Source organism: Rhizobium arsenicireducens (assembly GCF_964021225.1).
Genome location: NZ_CAXHYK020000001.1, coordinates 2,536,846 through 2,561,038, shown reverse-complemented (window position 1 = coordinate 2,561,038; position 24,193 = coordinate 2,536,846). Strand labels below are relative to the sequence as shown.

Here is a 24,193-nt window from a genome sequence, read left to right as displayed (position 1 = left end):
CCCTCACTTGGCCGAGCCGGCGATCGGCTTGCCGTCGGTCATGCCGGCCAGAACCTCGGCGACGTGGCGGACCTCGACGGCCGAACCTTCGCGCTTCAGCTTGCCGGCCATGTTCATCAGACAGCCCATGTCGCCGGCGAGCAGCATGTCGGCACCGGTCGCGGTGATGTTCGCCGTCTTCTTGGAAACGATCGTGCCCGAAATATCCGAATACTTGACGCAGAACGTGCCGCCGAAACCGCAGCAGACGTCGCTGCCGGCCATTTCCTTGAGCTCCAGCCCCTCGACGGTCGCCAGCAGCTTGCGCGGCTGCTTCTCGACGCCGAGTTCGCGAAGCCCCGAACAGCTGTCGTGATAGGTGACGCTGCCGTCGAAGGCCGCATCGACCTTGGGCACGAACATCACGTCGGTGAGGAAGGAAACGAGCTCGAACACCTTGTCCGAGAAGCGCCGACAGCGCTCCTCCCATCTGACATCGCCCTTGAAGACTTCCGGATAGTGGTGCTTCAGCATGGCGGCGCACGAGCCGGATGGCGCGACGACGTAGTCATAGCCCTCGAACAGTTCGATCACCTGGATCGCCAGCGCGCGCGTGTCCTTGCGGTCGCCGGAATTATAGGCCGGCTGGCCGCAGCAGGTCTGTGCCATCGGCACATGCACCTCGCAGCCCGCATCCTCGATCAGCTTTGCGGCGGAAAATCCGACGCTCGGGCGGAAGAGATCGACCAGACAGGTGGCGAACAGGCCGACGCGCGGACGCGTTTGGGGTGCAGTCATCGGGATGTCTCCGTCTTGTCCGGGCCGCTGCCGCGGGAGGTTCGTGTGCCCTGGGGATTGTTGTCGCGGCGGATCAGCCGAAGCTTCGCCACCCGGCCCCATTCGTCGGCGCGGGCAAATTCCTCGACCGCCTGCATGACGAAATCGATATGCGCCTGAGCGGCGCGCTTGGCCGCCTCGCCGTCGCCGGAAAGGATCGCCGCATGGATGGCCAGATGCTGTTCCAGCAGACGCTCGCGCGCATTGGCAAGCGCGAATACGGCCTTGCGATTGAAGAAGATGCCCTCCGACAGAAGGCGATAGCAGGCGCGCATGGTGTGCAGCAGGATGATGTTGTGGGCCGCTTCGCCGATCGCGTTGTGGAATTCGACGTCGGCGGCGAGTTCCTCTTCCGGATTGCCGCTCTCATGTGCCCGCATCATGTCGTCGACGATGCGGGTCAGCAGCGACCGGTCGGTGTCGGTGGCGCGCTTCGCGGCAAGCTCGGCGGTCAGCCCCTCGAGTTCGCGACGATATTCCAGATAGTCGCGCGTGGCGCGGGCATGGCGGGAAATCAGTTCGGTGATCGGCTTGGAGAACACCTGGCCGATGATATCGGCGACATAGGTGCCGCCGCCATGGTGCGAAACCAGCAGGCCGCGGGCTTCCAGCTCCTTCAGGGCTTCGCGAAGGATCGGGCGGGACACGTCGAGATCCTGGGCGAGATCGCGTTCGCCGGGCAGCCGGTCTCCGTCGCGCAAGACTCCATCGAGGATCAGCAGTTCGATCTGCTGAACCACTTCGCTCGCGGTGCGGCTATGGCTGATCTGGGCGAAAAGCCCTTCGTCCTTGTCCGTCACGACATTCTCCCTTGGCGGCTTTTTAGCAAGCCGCCGAGGGATTGGTCAATTAATTTGTCCAGTTGCGTTTCGTCAGTCGCGAAACGGGCGCGGTGCGCGGCGTCAGCCGCCCGGCGCAGTGATCAGCCGAACTTGAGGAACAGCTTGGAATAGGGAGCCTTGAGCCCGTCGATGGCAGCCTTGATCGCTGCGGCATCGCCGCTCTTGGAAGCGCCTTCCAGCTTCGCCACGCTTGCCTCTACGGCGCCGAGCAATTCCTTGTAGCTCGCATCGGCCTCCTTCGGCGGATGGGCGACGACGTCGCCGAGCAGGTATTTCAGCACTGCTGATTCTGAATGCACGCCGGCAGCGTCCGCCGGATCGAGCGCGATCACTTCTTCCATGCGGGCATGATAGGCGTTCATCCGGTCGGAGAAGCTGTAGATATCGTTGCGGATATGCAGATCACCGATCTGGTCGCGAATACCTTCCAGCGTATCATGTGCCTTGGGAAGTTCCCCGGCCGCGACTTCGGCGGTCGCGGCTTCGGTGATCTTGTTCACGGCCGCCAGCGTTTCGACGTATTTGGCATCATCCGCATATTGCGGCGGCGCGGGCTCGGCGGAAAGTGCGGACCAGGCAACGGCGAATTTGCCGAGCGAGACCGTCGATTCCGGGGCCTTGCCCATGTTGGTGGTGAACAGGGCTGTTCGGTAGTCGCCATAGGCGGCGCGCAGTTTCGTTTCGAAGTCGCCGACCTCGCCGGCAAAGGCGGGCAGGCCGATCGAAAGGGCAAACAGGGTTGCCGGAATAAGTCGCTTCATGGGATCTCTCCATTGTTCGGCAGTTACGAAAAGCGCTGCCGGTATCGTGATAGGCATCGACGCGCCGAGCAGCCCCGTTGGGATGGCGTCTGCGTGCTCGCGATTCATTCTTGTCGACTTCGCGCTCGCCAACAATAGATAAATATATGAATTGCTATGTTTTGATGCATGGCTTTTCCGCACTGGTATTCGTGTGATGGCGCAATCGCGTGCCATCTCTACCCTCTGGATCAACTGGCCCCCTGCCGCTTGCCTTGCGCATTTGCTAGGAAGGCAAGGATGGTAAAAGGGAGACGGGCTTGATGGGGAAGGGTAGTTTCGCATTTCCGGTGTCGCCGGAGCGGGCTTTGGCGCTGGGCGAGATCCACGCGCGGCCCTATGCGCTGGTGAAATCGGAACGCGTGATTGTGCAACTGGCCTTCATGATGGATGGCGGGTCTGCCGTGCACCACAGCGCGCTCGCCGAACTGTCGCGGGCGCGCGGCGTCACCGTGCCCGATCGCAATGCCCGCCACCACGCCATGCCCTGGGGCCAGGGAACGCTGCGCTGGGAGCGCCACACGGAATTCTCCACCTGGTTCTGGGACGGCCCGCTACCCGACGCCTTCGGCGGCGAAATCCTCGTCCACCCCTTCGGCGACGGCTTTTCCGCGCCAGGTCCGCTGATGTCGGGCATCCGGCTGGAGATCCGCCGTGACGGGCCGGAGGTCGAGGCGGCGATGCAGCTCTTCGATCTGACGAGCCTCTGCTACAGCGATGTCAAGAACGGCCAGGCAACCGTGATCACCGATTTTCGCCAGGACGGCGACGGGCTGACCCGTATTCTCGTCGTTGACCGCAGCCTCTCCGAGGCAGGCCGTGGCGCGCTCGTCCAGCGCCTGCTCGACATCGAGACCTACCGCACGCTCGCCATGCTCGGCCTGCCGCTGGCGCAGACGCTCTCGCCGGACATCCGCCGGATCGAGGACGGGCTCACGGCCGTCACCCAGCGGATGAAGGCCCATGCGCGCGCCGAGGCCGACACCATGCTGTCGGAATTGACCAACCTGGCAGCCGAGCTCGAGGCCAATGCCGCGCTCAGCCTCTATCGCTTTGGCGCCAGCCGCGCCTATGACGGCATCGTGCGTGAGCGCGTCAAGGCGCTGGATGAAGCCCCGAAGCCGGGCTACGAAATGCTCGGCTCCTTCCTCGAGCGGCGCCTCGCGCCGGCCATGCGCACCTGCCAGTCTGTCGAGGAGCGGCTGGCCAACCTGTCACGCAAGCTGTCGCGCGCCACCAGCCTCGTTCGAAGCTGGATCGACGTCGAGCTTGAGCGGCAAAACTCCGCTCTGCTCGCCACGATGAACCGGCGCGCCGAGATGCAGCTGCGCCTGCAGCAGACGGTCGAGGGCCTCTCGGTCGCGGCGATCTCCTACTACATCGTCGGGCTGATCGGCTATGGCGCAAAGGCCATCAGCCACGACCTCCTGCCGGTCGACCCGGCGGTGATCACCGGACTGTCGGTGCCGCTCGCCGTGCTGGGCGTCTGGTGGGTGGTGAGGCGGATCAGGAAGAGCCACGGCGAGGGGCATTGAAGTCCCGGCGGCTTGTCGCCGGGTCGCGTGCGCCATCGACAACCCTCACGATGTGGACATGCCCATCGTCTGCAATGAGATAGAGAACGAGCCAGCGGTCACAGACGAGCATCCGGGCGTTCTCCGCAATGTCCGTCCGAATAGGGCCGAGCATCGGATGGGCGGCCAGCGCAAAGACCTGTGCCGTGAGCCGGTCCAGTTTGTCATCTGCGATTGCTGGACTTGCGGTTTCGGCAAGCCATAGCCAGATGTCCGACACATCGCTCCGGGCCTTTGAAGACCAGAGCATGCGCGTCATCGTCTAACTCTTGGATTGATGCTGTCTACGCGCTTCGGCTTTCAGCGCGGCCAGATCAAGCGGCCTGAAATCACCGCTGGCAAGGCCTTCCGTCCACGCAAGCTTAAGCGCATCAGTCGAAAGAGGGCTTAAACGGTCGCGTTCCTCAAGCAGCTTGAGTGCCGCGGCCAGAACTTCGCCAGGTGAGGCGAACTCACCGGATTCGACCTTCTTCTCGACGAAGGCCGCAAGTTCTAAACTCAGCGATACAGTGACAGTCATGGGCTTTCTCCTGCCCAGCAGATTAGGGCGAGATCGTGCAGAGTGCAATCTTGGCTCGCGTTCACCTGCGAAATCCCCTTGCCCGCCGTTGCCGTCCGCCTGATATAAGCGACTGAAGGCAATGAACGGCACAAGCGAAATGGAATGACCCGGCAGAAACGTGCGAAACTCGACAAGAAAGGCTTGAGCGGCCTTGGCCTCGACAAGCTGGTCGAGATCCTGCTGGAGGAAGCCTCGGCCAACAAGGCCCTGAAGGCTAGGCTCGAGGCGGCCCTGGCCGGCGAGGCAGGCCCGGCGGAAATGGCGCGGCTGATCGATCGCCGGCTGGACACGCACGAGCAGGCGAAGACGCGGATCAACAATGCCCGCGCCAAGGATCTCGCCATCGAGTTCGCCGGGCTGGTGCGCACCATTCTCTCCGAGTTGGGCGGCGTCGATGCGGCGGGCGGCGCGGAGCGCATCCTGCGTTTCCTCGCCCTGCGCTTCCCGATCTCGGCGCGGCTGGTGTCCGACAATGCCCGCCTGTGGAAGGTGTTCGACGAGGCGGAAGCGGCGGCGGCCGAACTGATCCGTTCATTGAATGCGCAGGACCAGGTGCCGCTCGTCTCGCAGTTCGAGACGCTGCGCCGGCGCGACCGCTACGGCGAGCACACGGGCTTCCTGCATGAACTGACCGGGGTGATCGCCACCCCCGCCGCAACCGCGTGGAAGGCCTTGCTCGCCGAGGCCATGCCGAAAGAGCCGGGCAAGCTCGGCGCGCTCGATCTCCTCCAGGCGATCGCGCTTCGCCAGGGCGATGTGGATGCCTATATGGCCCTCGAAGAGGGCAAGGCAGAGAACCGCCGCGATACGCTGACGGTCGCGGCCCTTCTCCAGGGCGCGGGCCGCCATGAAGAGGCGCTGGAATGGGTGCGCCGCCGCCCGACCGGCATGCGGCTTTTGGCCATTGGCGGCGAGCTGACCTCCGTCGGCCCGGAATATGGCGCCCGGGAGCGCCGCATGCTGGAAGCCGAAATCCTCGACAAGCTGAAGCGGCGCGGCGATGCCCAGGAGCTACGCTGGCGCGAATTTGCCGAGACGCTCGATCCGACGATCCTGAAGCTCTATCTCTCGAAGCTCGACGATTTCGCCGAGTTCGACGAAATGGACCGGGCCTTCGCACTGGTCGAGGATGCCGAGGACATCTATGGCGCTCTCGACTTTTTCGTCTCCTGGCCAAGGCTCGATCGCGCGGCCGAGCTTGTGCTACGCCACCGCGACGATTGGGAAGGGCGCTATTACGAGGATCTGGCGCCGGCAGCCGAGGCCCTGGCGGACCTGCATCCGCTGGCCGCGACCGTGCTCTACCGGGTTCTGATCAGCGACATCCTGCGTCGCGGCATCGGCGTTGCCTATCCCTATGCTGCCGTCTATTTGAAAGAGCTTGACCGTCTCCAACCCCAGTTGCCGACTGACGCGCACCTGCAGCACCACGATGATTTTGTCGACGATCTGCGTCGGATCCATCCGAAGAAGTTCGGCTTTTGGAGTGCTGTGCCTGAAGCCCTGCGGTGATCGCGCGGTCTAAAGCTCCCAGTAGGGAATCGGTCCGTAGAGATCGGCGAGATAGTCGATGAACAGTCTGACCTTGGCCGGCAGGAACTGGCGGCTCGGATAGACAGCCGAGAGCGAAACATTGCGCGAGCCCTCATAGGCCGGCAGCACCTGCACCAGTTTTCCCGTCTTCAGTTCCGGACCGATGTCCCAGGTCGAGCGCAACGCGATGCCAAGGCCCGCGATCACCGCCTCGCGGATGACCTCGCTGGAATTGGTGATCAGCATGCCGTCGGGCTTGATACTCATCGAGCCCTGCGGACCCTCGAGCTTCCAGGCATCGTAATTATGCGCCGGCAGGCAATGATGCCGCTTCAGGTCCTCGATCGTTTCTGGCGCGCCGTGGCTGGTGATATAGTCGGGCGAGGCGCAGAGGATTCTGCGCACAGGTGCCAGACGCCGCGCCACCAGCGTCGAATCCATCAGTTCGGCAATGCGGATGGCAAGGTCGAAGCCGCCGCCGACAATGTCGGTGAATTCGTCCGACAGCACCAGATGGATGGTGAGATCCGGGTGCGCTTCCATGAAGGTCTTCAGATGCGGCGCGATATGCAGCCGGCCGAACGAAGTTGGCGCGGAGATCTTCAGCGTGCCGGCGACCTCCGACGAGCGACCCGAAGCATAGGCCTCGGCCTCTTCCAGGCCCGCAAGCACGCCCAGCACGCGCTCGTGAAACCCCTGTCCGGCCTCGGTCAGCGAGATCTGCCGCGTCGTGCGCTGCAACAGCCGCGTACCCAGCCTATCTTCCAGCCGCTTGATGCGCTTCGAAACGACGGCCGGCGAGAGCCCAAGATCGCGCGCCGCCGTCGACATGCTGCCGACTGCGATCACCCGCACAAAGACTTCCAGATCGCCGAGATTGGTCATGCCTCTAATCCACTCTTTCCGATTTTGTCATAAGTCCATAACATTTGCGCGACTTTGGTTGAAGTGGTAAAGAAAGAATACCAATTGATGGCGAAGGCCGCGCGGTGTATGCCGAAGTGGCCTGAGCCAGGGGAGGGATCCATGTCCGAAGCCATCCAGTTTCTGGAGCCGAATGCCGCGATCCTGTCGCGGCGCAAGGAGATCGTCGCCGACCTCGCGGAACTCGTGCCGGCCGAACGGCTGGTGCAAGAGCCGAACGAGCTCGTTCCCTTCGAAACCGACGGTTTCATCGCCTATCGCCGCCGGCCGCTCGCGGTCGTCCTGCCGGAAACCACGGCCCAGGTCGCGGCGGTGATGAAATACTGCAACAAATACGGCATTCCGATCGTGCCGCGCGGCGCCGGAACCTCGCTCTCGGGCGGCGCCATTCCGCAAGAGGATGCGGTCGTGCTCGGCCTTTCGGCGATGACGAAGATCCTCGACATCGACTATGCCAATCGCTGCGCGACCGTGCAGGCGGGTGTCACCAACCTTTCCATCTCCGATGCCGTCGGCGGCGACGGCTTCTTCTATGCCCCCGATCCGAGCTCGCAGCTCGCCTGCACGATCGGTGGCAATATCGGCATGAATTCCGGCGGCGCCCACTGTCTGAAATACGGCGTCACCACCAACAACCTGCTCGGCGTCAAACTGGTGCTGGTCGATGGCACGGTGATCGAACTCGGCGGCAAGGCGCTGGATAGCGCCGGCTACGACCTGCTGGGCCTCGTCTGCGGTTCCGAAGGCCAGCTCGGCGTCATCACCGAAGCCACCGTGCGGCTGATCGCCAAGCCCGAGGGCGCGCGCCCCGTGCTGTTCGGTTTCGACAGTGCCGAAGCTGCCGGTTCCTGCGTGGCCGATGTTATCGGCGCCGGAATCGTTCCGGTTGCCATCGAGTTCATGGACAAGCCGGCGATCGAGATCTGCGAGGCCTTCGCCCATGCAGGCTACCCGCTCGATGTCGAAGCCTTGCTCATCATTGAGGTCGAGGGCTCGGAGGCCGAAATGGAAGCCATGCTCGCCTCGATCGTCGAGATCGCCAAGCGCCATGGCGTCAAGACGGTGCGCGAAAGCCAGTCGGCAATGGAATCGGCGTTAATCTGGAAGGGCCGAAAATCGGCCTTCGGCGCGACCGGCCGCATCGCCGACTATATCTGCATGGACGGCACCGTACCCTTGAGCCAGCTGGCCTATGTCCTGAAGAAGACCTCGGAGATCACCGATCGCTATGGCCTTCGCGTCGCCAACGTCTTCCACGCCGGCGATGGCAACATGCATCCGCTGATCCTCTACAATATCAACGATCCGGAAGATGCGGCAAAGGCCGAAGCGGCCGGCATGGAAATCCTCAAACTCTGCGTCGATGCCGGCGGTTGCCTGACCGGCGAGCACGGCGTGGGCATCGAGAAACGCGACCTGATGCGCCATCAGTATGCCGAGGCCGACCTTGCCCAGCAGATGGCGGTGCGCGCCGCCTTCGATCCCCTCTGGACGCTCAATCCCTCCAAGGTTTTCCCGCTCGACGGGAGGACGGCCGCGTGACCGCGTTTCTGCTTCCAGCAACAGAAATCGAAGCCGCAGGCCTCATCCGCGATCACGCGGAACGTTCGGCGCCGCTCGCCATATCGGGCGGCGGGACGCGCGCCGGTTTTGGCAATGCGCTGACCGCCAATGCGACCGCCCTCAGCTCTGCCGGGCTCTCCGGCATCGTCGCCTACAATCCTGCCGAAATGGTGCTGACGGCCCGAGCCGGTACGCCCGTCGCCGAGATCGAGGCAGCCGTTGCGGTGAACGGCCAGTCGCTCGCCTTCGAGCCGCCGGATCATCGCGGCATGATGGGCACGTCTGGGGAGCCGACCATCGGCGGCCTCTTTGCCGCCAACGCCTCCGGCCCGCGCCGCTTCACCGCGGGTGCCGCCCGGGATCATCTGCTCGGCGTCCGTTTCGTCAACGGCCATGGCGAAATCGTCAAGGCCGGCGGACGGGTGATGAAGAACGTCACCGGTCTGGACCTGGTCAAGGTGCTGGCCGGCTCCTACGGCACGCTCGGCTTCCTGACGGAAGTGACCTTCAAGGTCCTGCCGGCGCCGAAGACGGCGGTCACCATCGTGCTGTCCGGCCTCGAGGACGAGCAGGCGGTCCGCGCCATTGCAGCGGCGATGACGATGTCGGTCGAGGTGTCGGGCGCCGCCCACCTGCCCGAAAGCGTGCGCGGCCGTTTCCTTGGTGGCAGGCTGCCGGAGGGCGCAGCCACCGTGCTCCGCCTCGAGGGCCTGGAAGCTTCCGTTGCTGTGCGGGCCGACAAGCTGGCATCCGCAATGTCGGCTTTCGGTCCAGTGTCGCGGCTTGAGAATACCGATACGCTGTCACTCTGGCGCGAAATCCGCGATGTTCACCCCTATGCCGATGGTACGCTTCGGCCGCTCTGGCGCGTTTCGGTCGCGCCGTCCGAGGGCTGGAAGCTGGTCGCCGCCCTTCGCCTGGAAGCCGGCATCGACGCCTTCTACGACTGGCAGGGCGGATTGGTGTGGATGCGCCTCGAGGGCGATCCGGAAGCCGAGCTGCTGCGGCGTTACACAACGGCTGCCGGTGGCGGACATTCCACGCTTATGCGTGCGTCGGGTGCCGTCCGGGCCCAGGTCTCGTCCTTCGAACCGCAATCACCTGCCGTCGCCTTGCTTTCTCAGCGGGTGAAGGAGAAATTCGATCCGCGCGGCATCTTCAATCCCGGCCGCATGGCAATAGGAGACGCCGCATGACCGAACCGACCACCACACCCGATCCGCGGCGGCCCGATAGCTGGCTGGAGCCCGGCAAGCTCAATGTCCAGCTCATCTATGTCCTCTATCTCCTGGGCTTCCTGATCGGTATTTCCAGTCTGGTCGGCATCGTTTTTGCACATCTCAACCGGGGCAAAGCCGGCGGTTGGGTCGAAACGCATTATACCTATGCCCTGAGGACGTTCTGGATCGGTGTGCTTTACGGCCTTGTCTCCGTCATCCTGTCGCTCGCCGTGGTCGGCGTGCTGCTGGCCGTCGCCACAATCGTCTGGGTCGTCGTTCGCTGCATCATCGGCCTGCAGAAGGCGAGCGCCGGCGAGGCGATCGCCAAGCCTGAGACCTGGTGGGTGTAGGCTTATGAATTCCACGGCGCTGACGGAAGTCGTTCGCCGCCTATCGGGAGAATTGACGTGCAGACCAATTTCACCGCCGAACAGCTCGCCGATCCGCATGTCGCGGAGGCGGAGGGCATTTTGCGAAAGTGCGTGCATTGCGGCTTCTGCACCGCCACCTGTCCGACCTATGTAACGCTCGGCAACGAGCTTGACAGCCCGCGCGGTCGCATCTACTTGATCAAGGACATGCTGGAGAACGGCCGTCCGGCCGACAAGCAGATCGTAACCCATATCGACCGTTGTCTCTCCTGCCTCGCCTGCATGACGACCTGTCCGTCGGGCGTCGACTACATGCATCTGGTCGACCATGCGCGTATCCATATCGAGAAGACCTACAAGCGGCCGCTGATCAACCGGCTGACGCGCGGCATCCTGGCGATGACATTGCCCTATCCGGCCCGCTTCCGCGCGGCGCTCGGCCTTGCCCGCCTGGGGCGTCCCTTTGCCGGCCTGTTGAAGCGCATCCCGGCCTTGCGGCCGATGGGCGCCATGCTCGATCTCGCGCCGCGCAGCATTCCGGCCGCCGGCGACAGTGCCCGCCCGGCGACCCATGCCCCGAAGGCTGCGAAGCGCGGCCGCGTGGCGATCCTCACCGGCTGTGCCCAGCCCGTGCTCGATCCGGGCATCAACGCCGCGACCATCCGGCTACTCACCCGTCTCGGCATCGAGGTGGTTGTGCCGGAAGGAGAGGGCTGCTGCGGCGCGCTGGTCCATCACATGGGCCGCGAAGCGCAGGCCCTCGACAGCGCACGGCGCAATGTCGACGTCTGGACCCGCGAGATCGACAAGGGCGGGCTTGACGCCATCGTCATCACGGCATCGGGCTGCGGCACGACGATCAAGGACTACGGCCATATGCTGCGGCTCGATCCAGCCTATGCCGAGACGGCGAAGCGCGTGTCGGCGCTGGCCAAGGACGTGACCGAATATCTCTCGACCCTCGACCTGCCGGTGCAGGACAAGAAGAACCTGACCGTCACCTATCATTCCGCCTGCTCGATGCAGCATGGCCAGAAGATCACCATGGCGCCAAAAATCCTGCTGAAGAATGCCGGTTTTACCGTGCGCGATCCGGCCGAAGGGCATCTGTGCTGCGGTTCTGCCGGCACCTACAACATCATGCAGCCGGAGATTTCGGAAAAGCTGAAAGCCCGCAAGGTGAAGAACCTCGAGGCAACCCGGCCCGACATCATCGCCGCCGGCAATATCGGCTGCATGACGCAGATTGGATCGGGCACGGCCGTGCCGATCGTCCATACCATCGAACTGCTCGACTGGGCCTATGGCGGCGAAAGGCCGGCAAAGCTAGGCGCCTGACGGCGAAGCCAAAGCCGCAATGGCCCCAATTGGCACATCCGCCCGACCCCGGTCCGGTCAGCCAGTGGCAATCCATTAAGAGGCCGCTGATAAAGTGCTTCCTGCAATAGTGTCCGAAGGGTCCGTGGAGGAGGAAACCGATGTCCCGCAAGGCAATCATCGTCGCCGCGATGTTGAGCGCAAGCACTGTGCCGGCAGATGCAGCGGCCCGCATCTATTGCGCGGCCTCCGATCAGGCCGTGAAAATGTCGATCGAAAGCGGGTTCGCCGCCCGTGACGGCAAGCGGCTCGTGCATTTCCGCGGCATGGCCGACATCGTCGGCGACGAGGTGCCGGCGGTCTTCGATAACCTCAAGCTCACAGCGGCGATGTTGAAGCAAGCCTGGATGGACGGCGACGAATTGCGGCTGCAAGTCTATACCGACACGCGCGACGCCCGCCCGTTCCAGACCTTCGAACTGTCGATCACCACCAAATCAGTTGCCAAGGACCGCGACCGGTTCGACGGCCGCTATGTGCTGACGATCAGCAATGCCGACAAGCGCAAAAAAGCCCCGCACGAGGTGATCCTGTCGCACGAGGCCCCGATTTTCTGCGAGATCAAATAGGCTCCGCTCCGCCCAGGGTTTACCAGTGGAAGCTGACGCCCGCGTTGATGGCGTTGGTCAAGATGCTTGTCTTGAGCGTTGCGCCGCTATCGATGTCCACGTCAACCCAGGAGTAGTTGCCCTTGTATTCCATGAAGGCCGACCAGTTGTCGTTGAACTGGTAGGCGACACCGACCTGGGCCTGTAGCGTGGCGCCGCCGAACTGGTATTCGGAAGTTGTGCCCGAGGCACGCGTCACTTCGACATGCGGCACGTTGATACCTGCGCCCAAGCCGGCATAGGGCACGAACTTCGTGCCTTCGATCGGCATGCGGTAGAGCGCGTTCAGCGTCAGAAGATTGATGCCGTCGGAGAATTCGAAGTGATCCCAAGTCGATTTGGCAAGTGTGTCGTCGTCGGCGTAGACCTTGGCGTGGGTGAAATCGAGCGACACGCCGAGGTTCGGCTGGCCGAGCTCCTCCATCCACCAGGTGCCACGCACGCCGTAATAAGGCGGCATCTCGAAGGAGCGGCCTTCCCAGCCGGCGGTGAAATCGGGTTGGTCCGATACTTCGATGTCACTGTGCGGAGCCGACTGGAAACCGCCGTAAACGGAGATCGCCATCTCGGCATTGGCCAACGGGGCGGACAGCGCGAGAATGCCTGCCGCGATACCGGTGCTGAGCATGATGCGAAGTTTGGTGTTCATGATTTCGTTCCGCGAATCTGGTTATGTTCGATAGCCTTGTAAGCGATTTGCGCGACCAAGTCTGTTTCCTATTTGCATCACCGTTTTCGGAATGACCAAAACTGGGTGCAATTTCCTGGCGATCGCCAAATTGGCGGCGTCTTTGCGCTTCGCGCCGGCGCGGTAGCGGTTGCGAATAGCAGAGTTCATCGCGGCGGCCCGCACAAGAAAGGCGCGGGAGCCGTCGCTTCCGCGCCTGATCAAATGCGTGTTCCGGCAATCAGCCGCCGAACATGGTGCGCAGGATGTCGATGCCCTTGTCCTGGAAGCTGACCTGGCCCTGGCGGTTGCCCGGACCGATGACAATGACCTTGGAGCCGACACCGGCGCGATCGTAGAGATGCTCGACGTCCTTGTTCATCATGCGGATGCAGCCCGACGACATGTTGAGGCCGATGGTCCAGGGCTGATTGGTGCCGTGAATGCGGAAGATCGTGTCCCGGCCGCCCTTGTAGAGATACATGGCGCGCGCGCCGAGCGGATTGTCGACACCGCCCTTCTGGACGACCGGCAGCATATGACCCTTGGCGGCTTCGCGGCGGCGCATTTCCGCCGGCGGGCGCCATTCCGGCCACTCGGCCTTGCGTCCGATCTTTACGACGCCCGACCAACCGAAGCCGTCGCGGCCCACACCGACGCCGTAACGGGTCGCGCGGTTCTTGCCCTCGACATAGTAGAGGAACTTGTTGTTGGTATCGATGATGATCGTCCCCGGCTTCTCGTCGGTGATCAGCCGTACGACGCGGCGCTTGAACTTGTCCGCTACCTGCTTTTTCTGCTGCGAAATGAGCGTGACATCGCCGGGAGCGGCCAGGTGGTTGGCGCCCATGGCCCCGGCCGACGCCGGTGCTGCGAAGCTGCTGAGGGCGATCGATGCGGCCGCGAATACGGCCAGGTATTTCTTCATTGTGGAATCCCCCAAATCATAAGGGATGTGAGACTAGCCAACTCCCGTCCCGATGCAAGTCCCCCAGCATCATCGCGATTAAATATTATGGCTACCTCGCCGAGACTTGGCCCGGCAAGAAGAACCGCCGGCTCTACATGACGACAACGGTAGCGCCGACATCGACGCGCTCATATAGATCGACCACATCTTCGTTGCGCATGCGAATACAGCCCGAGGATACGGCGCTGCCGATCGTCCAGGGCGCATTCGTCCCGTGGATACGATAGAGGGTGGAGCCGAGATACATGGCGCGGGCGCCGAGCGGGTTCTGCGGACCGCCCTCCATGCGGGCGGGAAGATAGTGACCCTTTGCCGCTTCGCGGGCGATCATCTCGCTCGGCGGCGTCCAGTCCGGCCATTCCCTCTTGGCGGTGACCTTGTGCTTGCCTGCCCATTCGAAGCCCGGCTTGCCGACACCGACGCCATAGCGTCGTGCTTGGCCATTGCCGGCGACGAGATAGAGGAAGCGGTTGTTGGTATCGATGACGATCGTGCCGGGCTTGTGTGGCGTCTCGTAGGCTACCGTCTGCGGCAGGTAGACCGGATCGATCTGGGTGCGGGCCGGCTTGTTCGGCCGCGCGGCCACCGGCTTGACGAGCGCGGCTTCTGGTGCGCGGCGCTGGACCTGGCGCTGGTAGGTGCGGACCTGTGGCTGCGTGGCACGTGGAGCCTGAAGAGCAGGACGCTGGGCGCCACCGAGCTGCAGGACCCAAGGGGCGGCCAGATCGGGGCTGATGACCACCGGCGGACGGCTCTTATAGCGGTCGCTCGCCTGGGCGGGCTGGACAACGGGAAGGGCGACGGACAGGCCGATCAGCGCGGCCAGCAAGGTGGATTTCTCGAACATCGGACAACTCGCTACATGGGACCGAACGGGCAAGCCTCTATGGCCTGTTGGTCCGATCGTGCCAGCCGCGTCGCGACAATTGGTAAATGTCCGTTCACGAAAATGCCCTAGACCGCGTAAACCTTTCAGCAGGGTTAGCGCCACGTTTGGAAAAACAGTGAACAAATGGTAAACGGGGGCGCCGAACGAACGGGGGAATCAGAGACCATGGAAAAGACCGGTTTGATCACCGGCGAGGATGGATTGGAGCGCTGCTTCTGGCATGGCGGGCTCGCGGACTATCGCCGCTACCACGACGAGGAATGGGGCCGGCCCGTCACGGACGATCGCCGTCTGTTCGAGAAGATCTGCCTCGAAGGCTTCCAGGCGGGTCTCTCCTGGCTGACGATCCTTCGGAAGCGCGAGAATTTTCGCGCCGCCTTCGCCGGCTTCGATTTCCATCAGGTCGCCCTGTTCGGGGACGACGAGATCGCGCGCTGCCTTGCCGATACCGGCATCGTGCGCCACCGCGGCAAGATCGTCTCGACCATCAACAACGCCCGCCACGCCGTCGATCTGCAATCGGAATTCGGCTCGCTCGCTCGCTATTTCTGGAGCTTTGAGCCCAAGCCCAAGGAACGCCCGGCGAGGTTGGACTATGCGACGCTGAGGGCGAACCCAACCTCGCCGACCTCTGCGCGCCTGTCGAAGGATCTGAAGAAGCGTGGCTGGTCTTTTGTCGGACCAACCACCGTCTATGCCTTCATGCAAGCCATGGGCCTGATCAACGACCACCTCGAGGGCTGCTGCTGCCGGTCGTTGGTTGAGGAAGAAAGGGCGGGCTTCGTTCGGCCGTGAAGCCAATGCTCAGTCGATGCTGATCCCCAGCACGCGGCTGATCTCGGTGAGCGAGCGGCCGGACTGCGCCCGCCAGGTATTGAATGCCGCCTGAACCGCCGCCCTGTCCTTGGCGGAGGTGGGCACCTTGGCGACGATGCCCTCGACGATCAGACGGTTCACCACGCTGTGCGACAGGATGAAGCTGTCGATCCCGGCAAAGCGCAGGAAATATTGGCCGGTATTGCCGCCGAGCCGCGAGCCGCGCTTTCTCAGCAGGTCGAGAAGGCCGGTATAATATTCGGCGGGCCAGTCGGCGAAGAAAGCCGCCGCGCTGCCGTGCTCGCGCGCAAGCTCCGAAAGAAGGACGGCATTTTCCTGCACGGACTTGATTTTCGGCCCGTGCCGCACGATCCGGGTGTCGGATACGAGCCGTTCGAAATCCTCCTCGTGCAGCATGGCGCAATGGCCAATGTCGAAACCGTCGAAGGCGGCCTCGAAGCCGGGCCACATGGCCTCCACCACCTTCCAGTTGAAGCCGGACTGGAAGATGCATTTGGTCATGAGCGATAGCAGCCGGTCATCGGGTGTCTCCGCGATTTCCTCCTTTGACTTCGGATATTGCAGGACATCTTCGACAGCCGTATCGCCTCCCTTGCGCTCGGCGGCAATTTTCCAGATCTCGTCGAATGAACGCATCTCTCACTCCACCTGGCGGCCGATTTCGTCGATGAGCGGAAGCAGTTCGCCGAGATGGGCGATTTCGCGGAAGCGCGGGGCCTCCGTCGGTTTTTCCACGCGCTCCAGGATCCAGGTGAGTTCATGCGGCACGAACACACCCCAGGCGCCGGTGGCGATCGCCGGAACGACGTCTGATTTCAGCGAATTGCCGATCATCATCGCCCGTTCCGGCCCGTCGGCGGTCTTGCCGAAGATGCGCCGATAGGTGGTGGCCGACTTGTCCGAGACGATTTCCACGGCGTCGAAATAATCGCCGAGCCCCGACTGGGCGAGCTTGCGCTCCTGGTCGAACAGGTCGCCCTTGGTGATCAGCACCAGATAATAGTCGCCGGCGAGCGCTTCCAGCGCATCGCGGGCATGCGGCATGGTTTCGACGGGATGGGTCAACAGTTCGCGGCCGATCGCCAGGATTTCGCCAATGATCTTCGTCGGCACGCGCCCCTCTGTGACTTCCAGCGCCGTCTCGATCATCGACAGGGTAAAGCCCTTGATGCCGAAACCGTAGTGCGCAAGGTTGCGCTTTTCCGCCTCCAGCAGGCGCTGCGAAATGTGCTCGCCCTCGGCAAAATCGACGAGCAGGCTGCGGAAATGTTCCTCCGTCAGCCGGTAGAACTGCTCGTTCTGCCAGAGCGTGTCATCGGCGTCGAAGCCGATCACGGTGAGTGGGCGGATACTCATGCAAGCCTCGTTCTTCTGTCGCCAGACAGCATAGAACTAGCGCGTCAGACTGGCGAGGGAAAGGCGGCGGCGTGCCCGTCCTGCGCAATGGTTTGTCGCTGGCACCGCTTGCGGCGGGTCGGGAACCGGACAGCCCTGTCCCCGACCCACGCGCTTTGGCCGGCGTTACTGACCGTGTTTGGCCAGCCATTCCTTCATCATGGCGATCTCGCCTTCCTGGGCCTTGATGACCTCTTCGGCGAGCTTGCGGATTTCCGGATCCTTGCCGTACTGCAGCTGGATCTTCGCCATGTCGATCGCGCCCTGGTGATGGGGGATCATGCCGCGCACGAAGTCGGCATCGGCATCGCCGGAATATTCGATCGCCATGTCCTCGTGCATTTTTGCATTGGCCTCGGCGAAGGCGACACTTGACGGGCTCATGTCCATGCCCGCGACGTGGCCGCTATGGTCGGTTGCGTCCTGGGCGAATGCGGCGGTGGAAAGAAGCAGCATGGATGCTGTGATGATGGATTTGAAAAACATAGGGTATTTCCCTTGCTGACGTTGCAGAATGATTGCGCTTCGCAGGCCGGGCTTGCGTCGCGCGTCGTGACATCTTGGCGCGGTCAGATGCGGGGAGGGGGATCGAGAGGCGCAGACAGCCACGAAGCAAAGGCGACGGTGATTGATGGAGCTTCCGCAGCGCGTGGCTGGTTGTCGAAAATCGCAAACTGGAGTGCGGCCGGCAATGTCAGGCAGGCGGCGCAGTGCAGGCCCCGGTCCGACTTTCCTGGATGCGGGCAATCTACGTCCGCCTGAGCGCTATCCGCGACTGCCTTGGCCTCCGTCTGCATTCCATGGACATGTAGCGCGTGGCCGCTTGCGGCCGGTCCGGCGGCAGCGCTTGCCGGTATCGCGCCCGCAGATGCCGGGACCATTGCCGCCACGCCGGTCAACGGCATGACGCCATAGGCCAGCGCCGCAAGGACAAGGAGGGTTCGAACCAGCAGCTTCATGGCGTTGAAGGTAGCCATGAATTCGGTGAAAGCAAGGCCGGTGCCGGGTTCTTGATGTGCCGTGTGGAGGGCCTTGCTCTGCCTTCGCCTCGTTTGGTGCAAGAATATGCCAACCGTTCGGCCCGCCTTCCAGCCTTCGCCCTTGCCGCCAAAACCCTGATCCTCTAAGACACCGACACATTTCAAAACGAAGAAATCCGGTGCCCGCATCATGAGCGAAAAGACCAAGAAGCCGCAGAAACTGAGAGCCCGCCTGCCGCGCGGCTTCGTCGATCGCGAGGCGGCCGACATTCGTGCGGTCAACGAGATGACGGCGAAGATCCGCGAAGTCTACGAGCGCTACGGTTTCGACCCGGTTGAGACGCCGCTGTTCGAATATACCGATGCGCTGGGCAAGTTCCTGCCCGATGCCGACCGGCCGAACGAGGGCGTCTTCTCGCTGATGGACGACGACGAGCAGTGGATGTCGCTGCGCTACGACCTCACCGCGCCGCTCGCCCGCCATGTCGCGGAGAATTTCAACGAGATCCAGCTGCCCTACCGCACCTATCGCGCCGGCTATGTCTTCCGCAACGAGAAGCCCGGCCCCGGCCGCTTCCGCCAGTTTATGCAGTTCGACGCGGATTCGGTTGGCGCACCGGGCGTCCAGTCGGATGCCGAGATGTGCATGATGATGGCCGATACGATGGAAGCGCTTGGCATCAAGCGTGGCGACTACGTCATCCGGGTGAACAACCGCAAGGTGCTGGATGGATTGCTTGATGCTATCGGGCTGGTTGGAGACGATAGTATGAATCGCCGTTTGATGGTTCTTCGAGCCATGGACAAGCTCGATAAATTCGGAACGGACGGAGTTCGCCTTCTGCTCGGCAAGGGACGCAAGGATGAAAGCGGAGATTTCACCAAGGGTGCAGAACTTGGTGCCGCCGCAATCGATGTTGTGATTGAGTTTCTCGATCCATCTTCGGTGACGGTCAATCGTCCTGACCAGACATTGCCGGGCTTGGAAAACGCCAAGGGTGGCCTGCTATGGAAGCAGCCGGATACGCTAACTTTCAATGAGGTAAGAATCTCTAAGTCGGCGGCTTACATGGACGGTTTGCGAGAACTTAATCAGATTCGAGAACTGGTTGAAGCCGCCGGTTATATGGGCGACCGCATCAAGATCGACCCCTCATGCGTCCGCGGCCTCGAATACTACACCGGCCCCGTCTATGAAGCCGAACTGACCTTCGACGTCACCAACGAAAAGGGCGAAAAGGTCGTGTTCGGCTCGGTCGGCGGCGGCGGGCGTTATGATGGTCTCGTTTCGCGCTTCATGGGCCAGCCGGTTCCGGCCACGGGCTTCTCCATCGGCGTCTCGCGCCTGATGACGGCGCTAAAGAACCTCGGCAAGCTTGGCGCGGACGAGGTTCTGGCGCCAGTGCTCGTCACCGTCATGGACGGCGATGTCGAGAGCGTGGGCCGCTACCAGCGCTTCACGCAGGCGCTGCGCAACGAAGGCATCCGCGCCGAGATGTACCAGGGCAACTGGAAGAAGTTCGGCAACCAGCTGAAATATGCCGACCGCCGCGGCTCGCCCATCGCCATCATCCAGGGCGGCGACGAGCGTGCGCAAGGCGTGGTGCAGATCAAGGACCTGATCGAGGGCAAGCGGCTTTCCGGCGAGATCACCGACAATGCCGAATGGCGCGAGGCCCGCGTCGCGCAAGAGGTGGTGTCGGAAGCGGAACTGGTCGCCAAGGTCAGGGAGATCCTCGAGGCCCAGGCGGAAGATCGCCGGCGGGCGAAGCAGGCCGATGTCTGAGATTGTCGCTTCTCCCCTCCCCAATCCTCCCCACAAGGGGGAGGGGGCCGGGCGGCGCATGGCGCCTTTGTCGAGGACAGCCTCCCTGCAGAGTTGGGCTGGTGGAGCGGGCATCTGCCCCGAGTTTTCTCCCCCCTTGTGGGGGGTGAGGTACGGTCGGCGCAGGCGAGCAATCGGTCCAGTGAATCGATTGCAGTGCCGAACGCCGGCAGCCCAGAGGGGGTATTCTTCCTCTACCGCCGGAGCCGTCCCATGCCCCTGATCAACATGCCCGACTTCGCCGGCACCCTTCTCGACGAGTTCGCCGCCCGCGCGACGGAGAGGGTCGACACGCCGGTGATCCAGCCGGCCGAGCCGTTTCTCGACATGGCCGGCGAGGACCTGCGCCGCCGCATCTTCATGACCGAGAACGAGCGGGGGGCAAGCCTCTGCCTGCGTCCGGAGTTCACCATTCCCGTCTGCCTGCGCCATATCGAGACCGCGACCGGCACGCCGAAGCGCTATGCCTATCTCGGTGAGGTGTTCCGCCAGCGCCGCGACGGCGCCAATGAATTCTACCAGGCCGGCATCGAGGATCTCGGCGATACCGGAATTGCCAGCGCCGACGCCCGCGCCATCGGCGATGCCCACGCCATTCTCTCCCGTTTGCTGCCCGGCCGCACGCTGGTCGTGACGCTCGGCGATCAGGCGGTGTTCGAGGCGGTGGTCCAGGCGCTCGGCCTGCCCGCCGGCTGGCAGAAGCGGCTGATCCAGGCTTTCGGCAATCCCGAACAGATCGACCAGCTGTTGAGGAGGCTTGGCAGCCCCAATCCGGTGCAGGGCCTCGATCCGGAGATCGTCGAAATGGTGTCGAGCGGCCGCGACTGGGCGCTGATCGCCCGGATCGACGAGACCATGCAGGCCACCGGCTATTCCACCAATGCCAGCCGCTCGCCGACCGAAATCGCCAGGCGCCTCAAGGAAAAGCTGGAACTGGCCGAGACCCGGCTCGACGGCGCGGCCCTGCTGCTGCTGCGCGAGTTTCTCTCGCTCGAACTGCCGCTGTCGGAAGCTTCCGCGGCACTCGCCGGCTTTGCCGATGCGGCGGGGCTGAAGCTCGGGCCGGCGCTGTCGCGCTTCGACGAGCGGGTTGCCGCCCTTGCCAATATTGGCCTCGATCTTGCCCGGATCAATTATCGCGCCGCCTTCGGCCGTCCGCTCGACTACTATACCGGCCTCGTCTACGAGATCGGGGTCAAGGGCGAGCCGGCGGTGCTGGCCGGCGGCGGCCGCTTCGACCGTCTGCTGACCCTGCTCGGCGCCGAAAACCACATTCCGGCCGTCGGCTTCTCGCTTTGGCTCGACCGCATCGAAACTGCGAGGGGCGCGCAATGACCATCACCATCGGGCTGCCCTCCAAGGGCCGGATGAAGGACGATTGCCAGGCCGTGTTCGAACGCGCCGGCATGAAGATCGTCGCCGTCGGCAATGACCGCTCCTATCGCGGTCGCGTCGAAGGCATGGACGACATCGAGATCGCCTTTCTGTCGGCATCTGAAATCGCCCGCGAGATCGGCGCCGGCACGGTCGATTTCGGCGTGACCGGCGAAGACCTGATCCGCGAGGGGCTGGCAGAGGCCGACAAGCGCGTCGAAATCTGCGCTCGCCTCGGCTTCGGCCATGCCGATGTCGTCGTCGCCGTTCCGGAAATCTGGCTCGACGTCGATACCATGGCCGACCTTGGCGACGTGGCCGCCGAGTTCCGCACCCGCCACGGCCGCCGCCTGGCGATCGCGACGAAATACTGGCGTCTCACCCAGCAGTTCTTCTCCAGCCAGCATGGCATCCAGCTCTACCGCATCGTCGAAAGCCTCGGCGCGACGGAAGGGGCGCCCGCTGCCGGCCAGGCCGACATCATCGTCGACATCACCTCGACCGGCTCGACGCTCAAGGCCAATCACCTGAAGATCCTCTCCGACGGTGTCATCCTCAAGTCCGAGGCCTGCCTAGTGCGAGCCAGAAAGCCGGGCCATGATGCCGACCCGCTGGTGGCAAGGATCGTCGAGGCGGTGAGAGGCGCGCTGTGAACGAGGAGGCCGATGCCATTCTCGGCCTCTACGAGCGCCACGCGCTCAGCTTCGACCGCATCCGTGGCAAGCAACTGTTCGAAAAGCCCTGGCTCGACCGGTTCGTGGCGCTACTGCCGCCGGGCGGCGCGATCCTCGACATCGGCTGTGGCTCGGGCGAGCCGATCGCCGCGGACCTTGTCGGGCGCGGTTTCGCACTGACCGGGGTCGACGGTTCGCCGAGCCTGATTGATCTTTGCCGCTTCCGGCTTCCCTCGGGCGAATGGCACGTGGCCGACATGCGCCGCCTATCGCTTGGCCGCCGTTTCGCCGGCCTGATCGCCTGGCACAGTTTCTTCCACCTGACCATGGACGAACAACGGCGCATGTTCGCGCTGTTCGCCGACCATGCCGCCCCCGGCGCGGCGCTGATGTTCACGTCGGGACCAGGCGAGGGCGTGGCGATCGGCACGTTCGAGGGCGAGCCGCTCTATCATGCGAGCCTCGATCCCGACGAATACCGTCGCCTGCTGTACGAGCATGGTTTTGAGGTGGTCGCGCATGTCGCCGAGGACCCGGCCTGCGGCGGCGCGACCGTCTGGCTGGCGCGCGCCATCGCCTGAACACGAAAAAACCGCCGGATCGCTCCGACGGTTCTGGGGCAGGGATCGGGAATTGCCTCAGGCGGCGACGGCCACGCCGCGGCGGGCGTCGAGCGAATAGGCGCCCGGGCCGAAGGTGGCGAGCAGGATGTAGGCGCCGGCCAGCGTGATGTTCTTCATCATCATGATCTGGTTCAGCACGGTCAGCCAGCCGTTTGCGGCAGCCGGGAAATCCGGCACATTGATCGCCGAGCCGTGGAAGACGACGCCGGTGAATACGCAGAAGAGCGCAAGCAGCCAGCCGGTGATCTTGGTCTGGAAACCGACGAGGACGAACAGGCCCGCGACCAGTTCGAACAGGCCGGCGAGATAGGCGAGTGCGGTTGCTGCGGGCAGGCCGGCGCCGGCGATCATGCCGGCGGTTCCGGCCGGGTCGAGCAGCTTGCCGAAACCGGAATAGATGAAGATGAAGGAGAGAAGGACGCGGGCGACAAGGATAAGGGCGTTATTGCTGCTGGACATGTTCGGCTCCTGCGCATGGGCTTCTGGGTTGGCCCGGTGCGCTGCTGGTTGAATTTTCTGGAGCGGTTGTCTCACCTCTTCGCTGTGCGCGATAGATAGACGATCCTTGACTGATCGTTCAGCAAAAGGAAACGATGAGCGCGCCGTGGCGGCATTTCCACCGGGAGGGACGGCCAAAGCGATGCGACGGCTCAGGAAAGCGCGCGCAGCGTCGCCGAGGCGGCCAGCTTGAAGCGCGGAAAGACAAAGATGCCGAGCATGCTGCCCGCACTCGCCTGTTCTAGCCCGTCGGATTCGCCAATGCAGAAGACCGGCTGGCGATGGCCGTTGGGCAGGCCGATGGTCGTCGAATAGCAGAAGTGCGAGGACGAGGTGGCGGCCTGCTCGAACAGCTCCAGAATATGGGCGCGATCGTTGGCGTCGTAGCAACGCATCATGCTGAGCAGGCCGCATTCAGGGCTATTCAGTCCGTGCAGCAGTGTTGCCCGCTCTCCGAGCTTGATCACGCCGTTCGAGAGGTCGCCAACCCAGCCCTCCGAAACAGTCAATTGGGCGAAGACATCGCTTACGCCATTCTCAGCCTCGGGAAATCCCGTGCTGACCGATGCTAGACTGGCTCTGGCAATCTTGAACAAGGTGGTCCCCCGGCGTGTGCCGATATACGTGTTGTCGCTCTCGAATCAGTTTCAGTTTCGGTCGCACCAAGGCGCCCGTCGTCTTCACATTCTTTCGCGATCCTTGCCTTTCCGATTGCCAGCGACAGGCGCTCGAGATCGGAACAGGACGCTAAGTATTGTCAACTAAACACAACGTATGCTGTAGAGTAGGCGCTTCGCGCATAGGTTACAACCACCCCATTCCCCCCAGATGTCCGGCTCGGCGGCCAATTACCAGTGGTAGTGCCACCCCCGTAGCAATCACCCTGGTATTTCATTCACCCGCCGAACCGTTATAAATATTTCACGCAGTCCGCAATGCGATTTTTCGCGTTCCGGAGTATTTTTTCAACAACGCAAATATCCGCGTTGCGGTGCAATGCGGCCCCTGTCGAATTAGGGGCATTATTGTCGGTGGCATGCTTCACGAAGTGTGCGACCGTCCGGATTATCCTCTGCGAGACGTGAAAAACGGTGTTCCGGGCCCCAATCGTCCAACAGCCCCTTTGCGGCGAAGCACTGTCAAGTCCACCCTTGCAGCATATCAAAGAAACAGATTCGCGGTACAAAAGTAAATCGGAAGTTTCATTAACATCTCCGAATGTGCATTTGAACGGATAGGCTGAGGTGACGTGGGGTTGCATAAGTCATCGC

Annotated in this window: 27 protein-coding genes; 12 read left to right on the top strand and 15 right to left on the bottom strand. The window is 63.1% G+C overall.

Translation table 11 applies throughout. The annotated features are described in order from the left end of the window. Nucleotides 1–3: 3 nt before the first annotated feature. The 3 genes from ACWPVA_RS12810 to ACWPVA_RS12800 form a co-directional block, all read right to left on the bottom strand. The gene (locus ACWPVA_RS12810) at nucleotides 4–777 is read right to left on the bottom strand and encodes a (Fe-S)-binding protein (protein ID WP_454288056.1); all 774 of its coding nucleotides are present in this window, start codon (nucleotides 775–777) and stop codon (nucleotides 4–6) included. Next, nucleotides 774–1,616 (bottom strand): FadR/GntR family transcriptional regulator, encoded by an 843-nt coding sequence (locus ACWPVA_RS12805; protein ID WP_454288055.1) that lies wholly within the window; start codon nucleotides 1,614–1,616, stop codon nucleotides 774–776. Before ACWPVA_RS12805 ends, ACWPVA_RS12810 begins: the two co-directional genes overlap by 4 nt. 122 nt (nucleotides 1,617–1,738) lie before the next feature. Then, nucleotides 1,739–2,419, bottom strand: coding sequence for a hypothetical protein (locus ACWPVA_RS12800; RefSeq protein ID WP_454288054.1), 681 nt, complete (start codon nucleotides 2,417–2,419; stop codon nucleotides 1,739–1,741). 302 nt (nucleotides 2,420–2,721) lie between these two features. Here ACWPVA_RS12800 and ACWPVA_RS12795 point away from each other — a divergent pair, with 302 nt between their 5' ends. After that, nucleotides 2,722–3,993, top strand: coding sequence for a DUF3422 family protein (locus tag ACWPVA_RS12795; protein WP_454288053.1), 1,272 nt, complete (start codon nucleotides 2,722–2,724; stop codon nucleotides 3,991–3,993). Here the strand turns inward: ACWPVA_RS12795 and ACWPVA_RS12790 are convergent. Together ACWPVA_RS12790 and ACWPVA_RS12785 are read right to left on the bottom strand one after the other, a co-directional pair. Further along, nucleotides 3,965–4,291, bottom strand: coding sequence for a type II toxin-antitoxin system RelE/ParE family toxin (locus tag ACWPVA_RS12790; protein ID WP_454288052.1), 327 nt, complete (start codon nucleotides 4,289–4,291; stop codon nucleotides 3,965–3,967). The two genes, ACWPVA_RS12795 and ACWPVA_RS12790, sit on opposite strands and share 29 nt — an antisense overlap. Nucleotides 4,292–4,294: 3 nt before the next feature. Then, on the bottom strand, nucleotides 4,295–4,552 hold the full coding sequence (locus tag ACWPVA_RS12785; RefSeq protein ID WP_454288051.1) for a ribbon-helix-helix domain-containing protein: 258 nt from the start codon (nucleotides 4,550–4,552) through the stop codon (nucleotides 4,295–4,297). A 144-nt stretch (nucleotides 4,553–4,696) separates the two neighbouring features. On the opposite strand from ACWPVA_RS12785, the gene ACWPVA_RS12780 reads away from it, so the two are divergent. Continuing rightward, entirely contained in the window at nucleotides 4,697–6,106 is a 1,410-nt protein-coding gene (locus ACWPVA_RS12780; RefSeq protein WP_454288050.1) for a DUF6880 family protein, read from the top strand. 9 nt (nucleotides 6,107–6,115) lie between these two features. On the opposite strand, the gene ACWPVA_RS12775 is transcribed toward ACWPVA_RS12780, so the two are convergent. Next, nucleotides 6,116–7,012, bottom strand: a complete 897-nt coding sequence (locus ACWPVA_RS12775; protein WP_454288049.1) for a LysR family transcriptional regulator — start codon at nucleotides 7,010–7,012, stop codon at nucleotides 6,116–6,118. Between the two features lie 141 nt (nucleotides 7,013–7,153). On the opposite strand from ACWPVA_RS12775, the gene ACWPVA_RS12770 reads away from it, so the two are divergent. The 5 genes from ACWPVA_RS12770 to ACWPVA_RS12750 all read left to right on the top strand — a co-directional run bounded on the left by ACWPVA_RS12770 (nucleotide 7,154) and on the right by ACWPVA_RS12750 (nucleotide 12,151). Next, nucleotides 7,154–8,593 (top strand): FAD-binding oxidoreductase, encoded by a 1,440-nt coding sequence (locus tag ACWPVA_RS12770; RefSeq protein WP_454288048.1) that lies wholly within the window; start codon nucleotides 7,154–7,156, stop codon nucleotides 8,591–8,593. Then, on the top strand, nucleotides 8,590–9,810 hold the full coding sequence (glcE, locus tag ACWPVA_RS12765) for a glycolate oxidase subunit GlcE (RefSeq protein ID WP_454288047.1): 1,221 nt from the start codon (nucleotides 8,590–8,592) through the stop codon (nucleotides 9,808–9,810). Before ACWPVA_RS12770 ends, glcE begins: the two co-directional genes overlap by 4 nt. Next, nucleotides 9,807–10,184, top strand: a complete 378-nt coding sequence (locus ACWPVA_RS12760; RefSeq protein ID WP_454288046.1) for a DUF4870 family protein — start codon at nucleotides 9,807–9,809, stop codon at nucleotides 10,182–10,184. Before glcE ends, ACWPVA_RS12760 begins: the two co-directional genes overlap by 4 nt. 57 nt (nucleotides 10,185–10,241) lie before the next feature. Next, complete coding sequence (glcF, locus tag ACWPVA_RS12755) at nucleotides 10,242–11,543, top strand: glycolate oxidase subunit GlcF (RefSeq protein WP_454288045.1); 1,302 nt, start codon at nucleotides 10,242–10,244, stop codon at nucleotides 11,541–11,543. Between the two features lie 140 nt (nucleotides 11,544–11,683). Next, nucleotides 11,684–12,151: a hypothetical protein gene (locus ACWPVA_RS12750; RefSeq protein WP_454288044.1), complete on the top strand. Its 468-nt coding sequence runs from the start codon at nucleotides 11,684–11,686 to the stop codon at nucleotides 12,149–12,151. Nucleotides 12,152–12,170: 19 nt separating this feature from the next. Here ACWPVA_RS12750 and ACWPVA_RS12745 read toward each other — a convergent pair whose 3' ends face one another. The 3 genes from ACWPVA_RS12745 to ACWPVA_RS12735 form a co-directional block, all read right to left on the bottom strand. Next, nucleotides 12,171–12,818, bottom strand: coding sequence for an outer membrane protein (locus ACWPVA_RS12745; protein WP_454289586.1), 648 nt, complete (start codon nucleotides 12,816–12,818; stop codon nucleotides 12,171–12,173). Nucleotides 12,819–13,098: 280 nt separating this feature from the next. Further along, nucleotides 13,099–13,785 (bottom strand): L,D-transpeptidase, encoded by a 687-nt coding sequence (locus ACWPVA_RS12740; RefSeq protein WP_454288043.1) that lies wholly within the window; start codon nucleotides 13,783–13,785, stop codon nucleotides 13,099–13,101. Between the two features lie 133 nt (nucleotides 13,786–13,918). Next, nucleotides 13,919–14,674 (bottom strand): L,D-transpeptidase, encoded by a 756-nt coding sequence (locus ACWPVA_RS12735; protein ID WP_454288042.1) that lies wholly within the window; start codon nucleotides 14,672–14,674, stop codon nucleotides 13,919–13,921. A 207-nt stretch (nucleotides 14,675–14,881) separates the two neighbouring features. On the opposite strand from ACWPVA_RS12735, the gene ACWPVA_RS12730 reads away from it, so the two are divergent. Then, nucleotides 14,882–15,511 carry a DNA-3-methyladenine glycosylase I gene (locus ACWPVA_RS12730; RefSeq protein ID WP_454288041.1) on the top strand — a complete coding sequence of 210 codons (630 nt, stop codon included), beginning with the start codon at nucleotides 14,882–14,884 and terminating at the stop codon, nucleotides 15,509–15,511. Nucleotides 15,512–15,520: 9 nt separating this feature from the next. Here ACWPVA_RS12730 and ACWPVA_RS12725 read toward each other — a convergent pair whose 3' ends face one another. From ACWPVA_RS12725 to ACWPVA_RS12710, 4 genes are all read right to left on the bottom strand, one after another. Next, on the bottom strand, nucleotides 15,521–16,189 hold the full coding sequence (locus ACWPVA_RS12725) for a DNA-3-methyladenine glycosylase I (protein ID WP_454288040.1): 669 nt from the start codon (nucleotides 16,187–16,189) through the stop codon (nucleotides 15,521–15,523). Nucleotides 16,190–16,192: 3 nt separating this feature from the next. Next, on the bottom strand, nucleotides 16,193–16,909 hold the full coding sequence (locus ACWPVA_RS12720; RefSeq protein ID WP_454288039.1) for an HAD family hydrolase: 717 nt from the start codon (nucleotides 16,907–16,909) through the stop codon (nucleotides 16,193–16,195). A gap of 165 nt (nucleotides 16,910–17,074) precedes the next feature. Beyond that, a complete protein-coding gene (gene copM, locus ACWPVA_RS12715) occupies nucleotides 17,075–17,434 on the bottom strand; it encodes a CopM family metallochaperone (protein ID WP_454288038.1) in 360 nt (119 codons plus the stop codon). 83 nt (nucleotides 17,435–17,517) lie between these two features. Next, nucleotides 17,518–17,925 (bottom strand): hypothetical protein, encoded by a 408-nt coding sequence (locus ACWPVA_RS12710; RefSeq protein WP_454288037.1) that lies wholly within the window; start codon nucleotides 17,923–17,925, stop codon nucleotides 17,518–17,520. Nucleotides 17,926–18,118: 193 nt separating this feature from the next. On the opposite strand from ACWPVA_RS12710, the gene hisS reads away from it, so the two are divergent. The 4 genes from hisS to ACWPVA_RS12690 all read left to right on the top strand — a co-directional run bounded on the left by hisS (nucleotide 18,119) and on the right by ACWPVA_RS12690 (nucleotide 22,382). Then, the gene (hisS, locus tag ACWPVA_RS12705) at nucleotides 18,119–19,714 is read left to right on the top strand and encodes a histidine--tRNA ligase (protein WP_454288036.1); all 1,596 of its coding nucleotides are present in this window, start codon (nucleotides 18,119–18,121) and stop codon (nucleotides 19,712–19,714) included. A 252-nt stretch (nucleotides 19,715–19,966) separates the two neighbouring features. Then, nucleotides 19,967–21,088 carry an ATP phosphoribosyltransferase regulatory subunit gene (locus ACWPVA_RS12700; RefSeq protein ID WP_454288035.1) on the top strand — a complete coding sequence of 374 codons (1,122 nt, stop codon included), beginning with the start codon at nucleotides 19,967–19,969 and terminating at the stop codon, nucleotides 21,086–21,088. Next, nucleotides 21,085–21,780, top strand: a complete 696-nt coding sequence (hisG, locus tag ACWPVA_RS12695; protein ID WP_454288034.1) for an ATP phosphoribosyltransferase — start codon at nucleotides 21,085–21,087, stop codon at nucleotides 21,778–21,780. The genes ACWPVA_RS12700 and hisG overlap by 4 nt, the downstream gene beginning before the upstream one ends. Continuing rightward, entirely contained in the window at nucleotides 21,777–22,382 is a 606-nt protein-coding gene (locus tag ACWPVA_RS12690; RefSeq protein WP_454288033.1) for a class I SAM-dependent DNA methyltransferase, read from the top strand. The genes hisG and ACWPVA_RS12690 overlap by 4 nt, the downstream gene beginning before the upstream one ends. Before the next feature lie 57 nt (nucleotides 22,383–22,439). On the opposite strand, the gene ACWPVA_RS12685 is transcribed toward ACWPVA_RS12690, so the two are convergent. Beyond that, nucleotides 22,440–22,883 (bottom strand): DoxX family protein, encoded by a 444-nt coding sequence (locus tag ACWPVA_RS12685; protein ID WP_454288032.1) that lies wholly within the window; start codon nucleotides 22,881–22,883, stop codon nucleotides 22,440–22,442. A gap of 191 nt (nucleotides 22,884–23,074) precedes the next feature. After that, a complete protein-coding gene (locus ACWPVA_RS12680) occupies nucleotides 23,075–23,518 on the bottom strand; it encodes a hypothetical protein (protein WP_454288031.1) in 444 nt (147 codons plus the stop codon). Nucleotides 23,519–24,193 lie beyond the last annotated feature (675 nt).

Excerpts from the sequence above, each read along its gene's own strand:
- ACWPVA_RS12800 (WP_454288054.1), bottom strand. The coding sequence starts at position 2,419 with ATGAAGCGACTTATTCCGGCAACCCTGTTTGCCCTTTCGATCGGCCTG.
- ACWPVA_RS12780 (WP_454288050.1), top strand. The coding sequence starts at position 4,697 with ATGACCCGGCAGAAACGTGCGAAACTCGACAAGAAAGGCTTGAGCGGC.
- ACWPVA_RS12745 (WP_454289586.1), bottom strand. The coding sequence starts at position 12,818 with ATGCTCAGCACCGGTATCGCGGCAGGCATTCTCGCGCTGTCCGCCCCG.
- copM (WP_454288038.1), bottom strand. The coding sequence starts at position 17,434 with ATGTTTTTCAAATCCATCATCACAGCATCCATGCTGCTTCTTTCCACC.
- ACWPVA_RS12685 (WP_454288032.1), bottom strand. The coding sequence starts at position 22,883 with ATGTCCAGCAGCAATAACGCCCTTATCCTTGTCGCCCGCGTCCTTCTC.
- ACWPVA_RS12795 (WP_454288053.1), top strand. The coding sequence starts at position 2,722 with ATGGGGAAGGGTAGTTTCGCATTTCCGGTGTCGCCGGAGCGGGCTTTG.
- ACWPVA_RS12720 (WP_454288039.1), bottom strand. The coding sequence starts at position 16,909 with ATGAGTATCCGCCCACTCACCGTGATCGGCTTCGACGCCGATGACACG.
- ACWPVA_RS12710 (WP_454288037.1), bottom strand. The coding sequence starts at position 17,925 with ATGGCTACCTTCAACGCCATGAAGCTGCTGGTTCGAACCCTCCTTGTC.
- hisG (WP_454288034.1), top strand. The coding sequence starts at position 21,085 with ATGACCATCACCATCGGGCTGCCCTCCAAGGGCCGGATGAAGGACGAT.
- ACWPVA_RS12700 (WP_454288035.1), top strand. The coding sequence starts at position 19,967 with ATGCCCCTGATCAACATGCCCGACTTCGCCGGCACCCTTCTCGACGAG.
- ACWPVA_RS12740 (WP_454288043.1), bottom strand. The coding sequence starts at position 13,785 with ATGAAGAAATACCTGGCCGTATTCGCGGCCGCATCGATCGCCCTCAGC.
- ACWPVA_RS12730 (WP_454288041.1), top strand. The coding sequence starts at position 14,882 with ATGGAAAAGACCGGTTTGATCACCGGCGAGGATGGATTGGAGCGCTGC.
- ACWPVA_RS12735 (WP_454288042.1), bottom strand. The coding sequence starts at position 14,674 with ATGTTCGAGAAATCCACCTTGCTGGCCGCGCTGATCGGCCTGTCCGTC.
- ACWPVA_RS12725 (WP_454288040.1), bottom strand. The coding sequence starts at position 16,189 with ATGCGTTCATTCGACGAGATCTGGAAAATTGCCGCCGAGCGCAAGGGA.
- ACWPVA_RS12760 (WP_454288046.1), top strand. The coding sequence starts at position 9,807 with ATGACCGAACCGACCACCACACCCGATCCGCGGCGGCCCGATAGCTGG.
- ACWPVA_RS12790 (WP_454288052.1), bottom strand. The coding sequence starts at position 4,291 with ATGACGCGCATGCTCTGGTCTTCAAAGGCCCGGAGCGATGTGTCGGAC.
- ACWPVA_RS12750 (WP_454288044.1), top strand. The coding sequence starts at position 11,684 with ATGTCCCGCAAGGCAATCATCGTCGCCGCGATGTTGAGCGCAAGCACT.
- ACWPVA_RS12775 (WP_454288049.1), bottom strand. The coding sequence starts at position 7,012 with ATGACCAATCTCGGCGATCTGGAAGTCTTTGTGCGGGTGATCGCAGTC.
- ACWPVA_RS12785 (WP_454288051.1), bottom strand. The coding sequence starts at position 4,552 with ATGACTGTCACTGTATCGCTGAGTTTAGAACTTGCGGCCTTCGTCGAG.
- ACWPVA_RS12770 (WP_454288048.1), top strand. The coding sequence starts at position 7,154 with ATGTCCGAAGCCATCCAGTTTCTGGAGCCGAATGCCGCGATCCTGTCG.
- ACWPVA_RS12810 (WP_454288056.1), bottom strand. The coding sequence starts at position 777 with ATGACTGCACCCCAAACGCGTCCGCGCGTCGGCCTGTTCGCCACCTGT.
- hisS (WP_454288036.1), top strand. The coding sequence starts at position 18,119 with ATGAGCGAAAAGACCAAGAAGCCGCAGAAACTGAGAGCCCGCCTGCCG.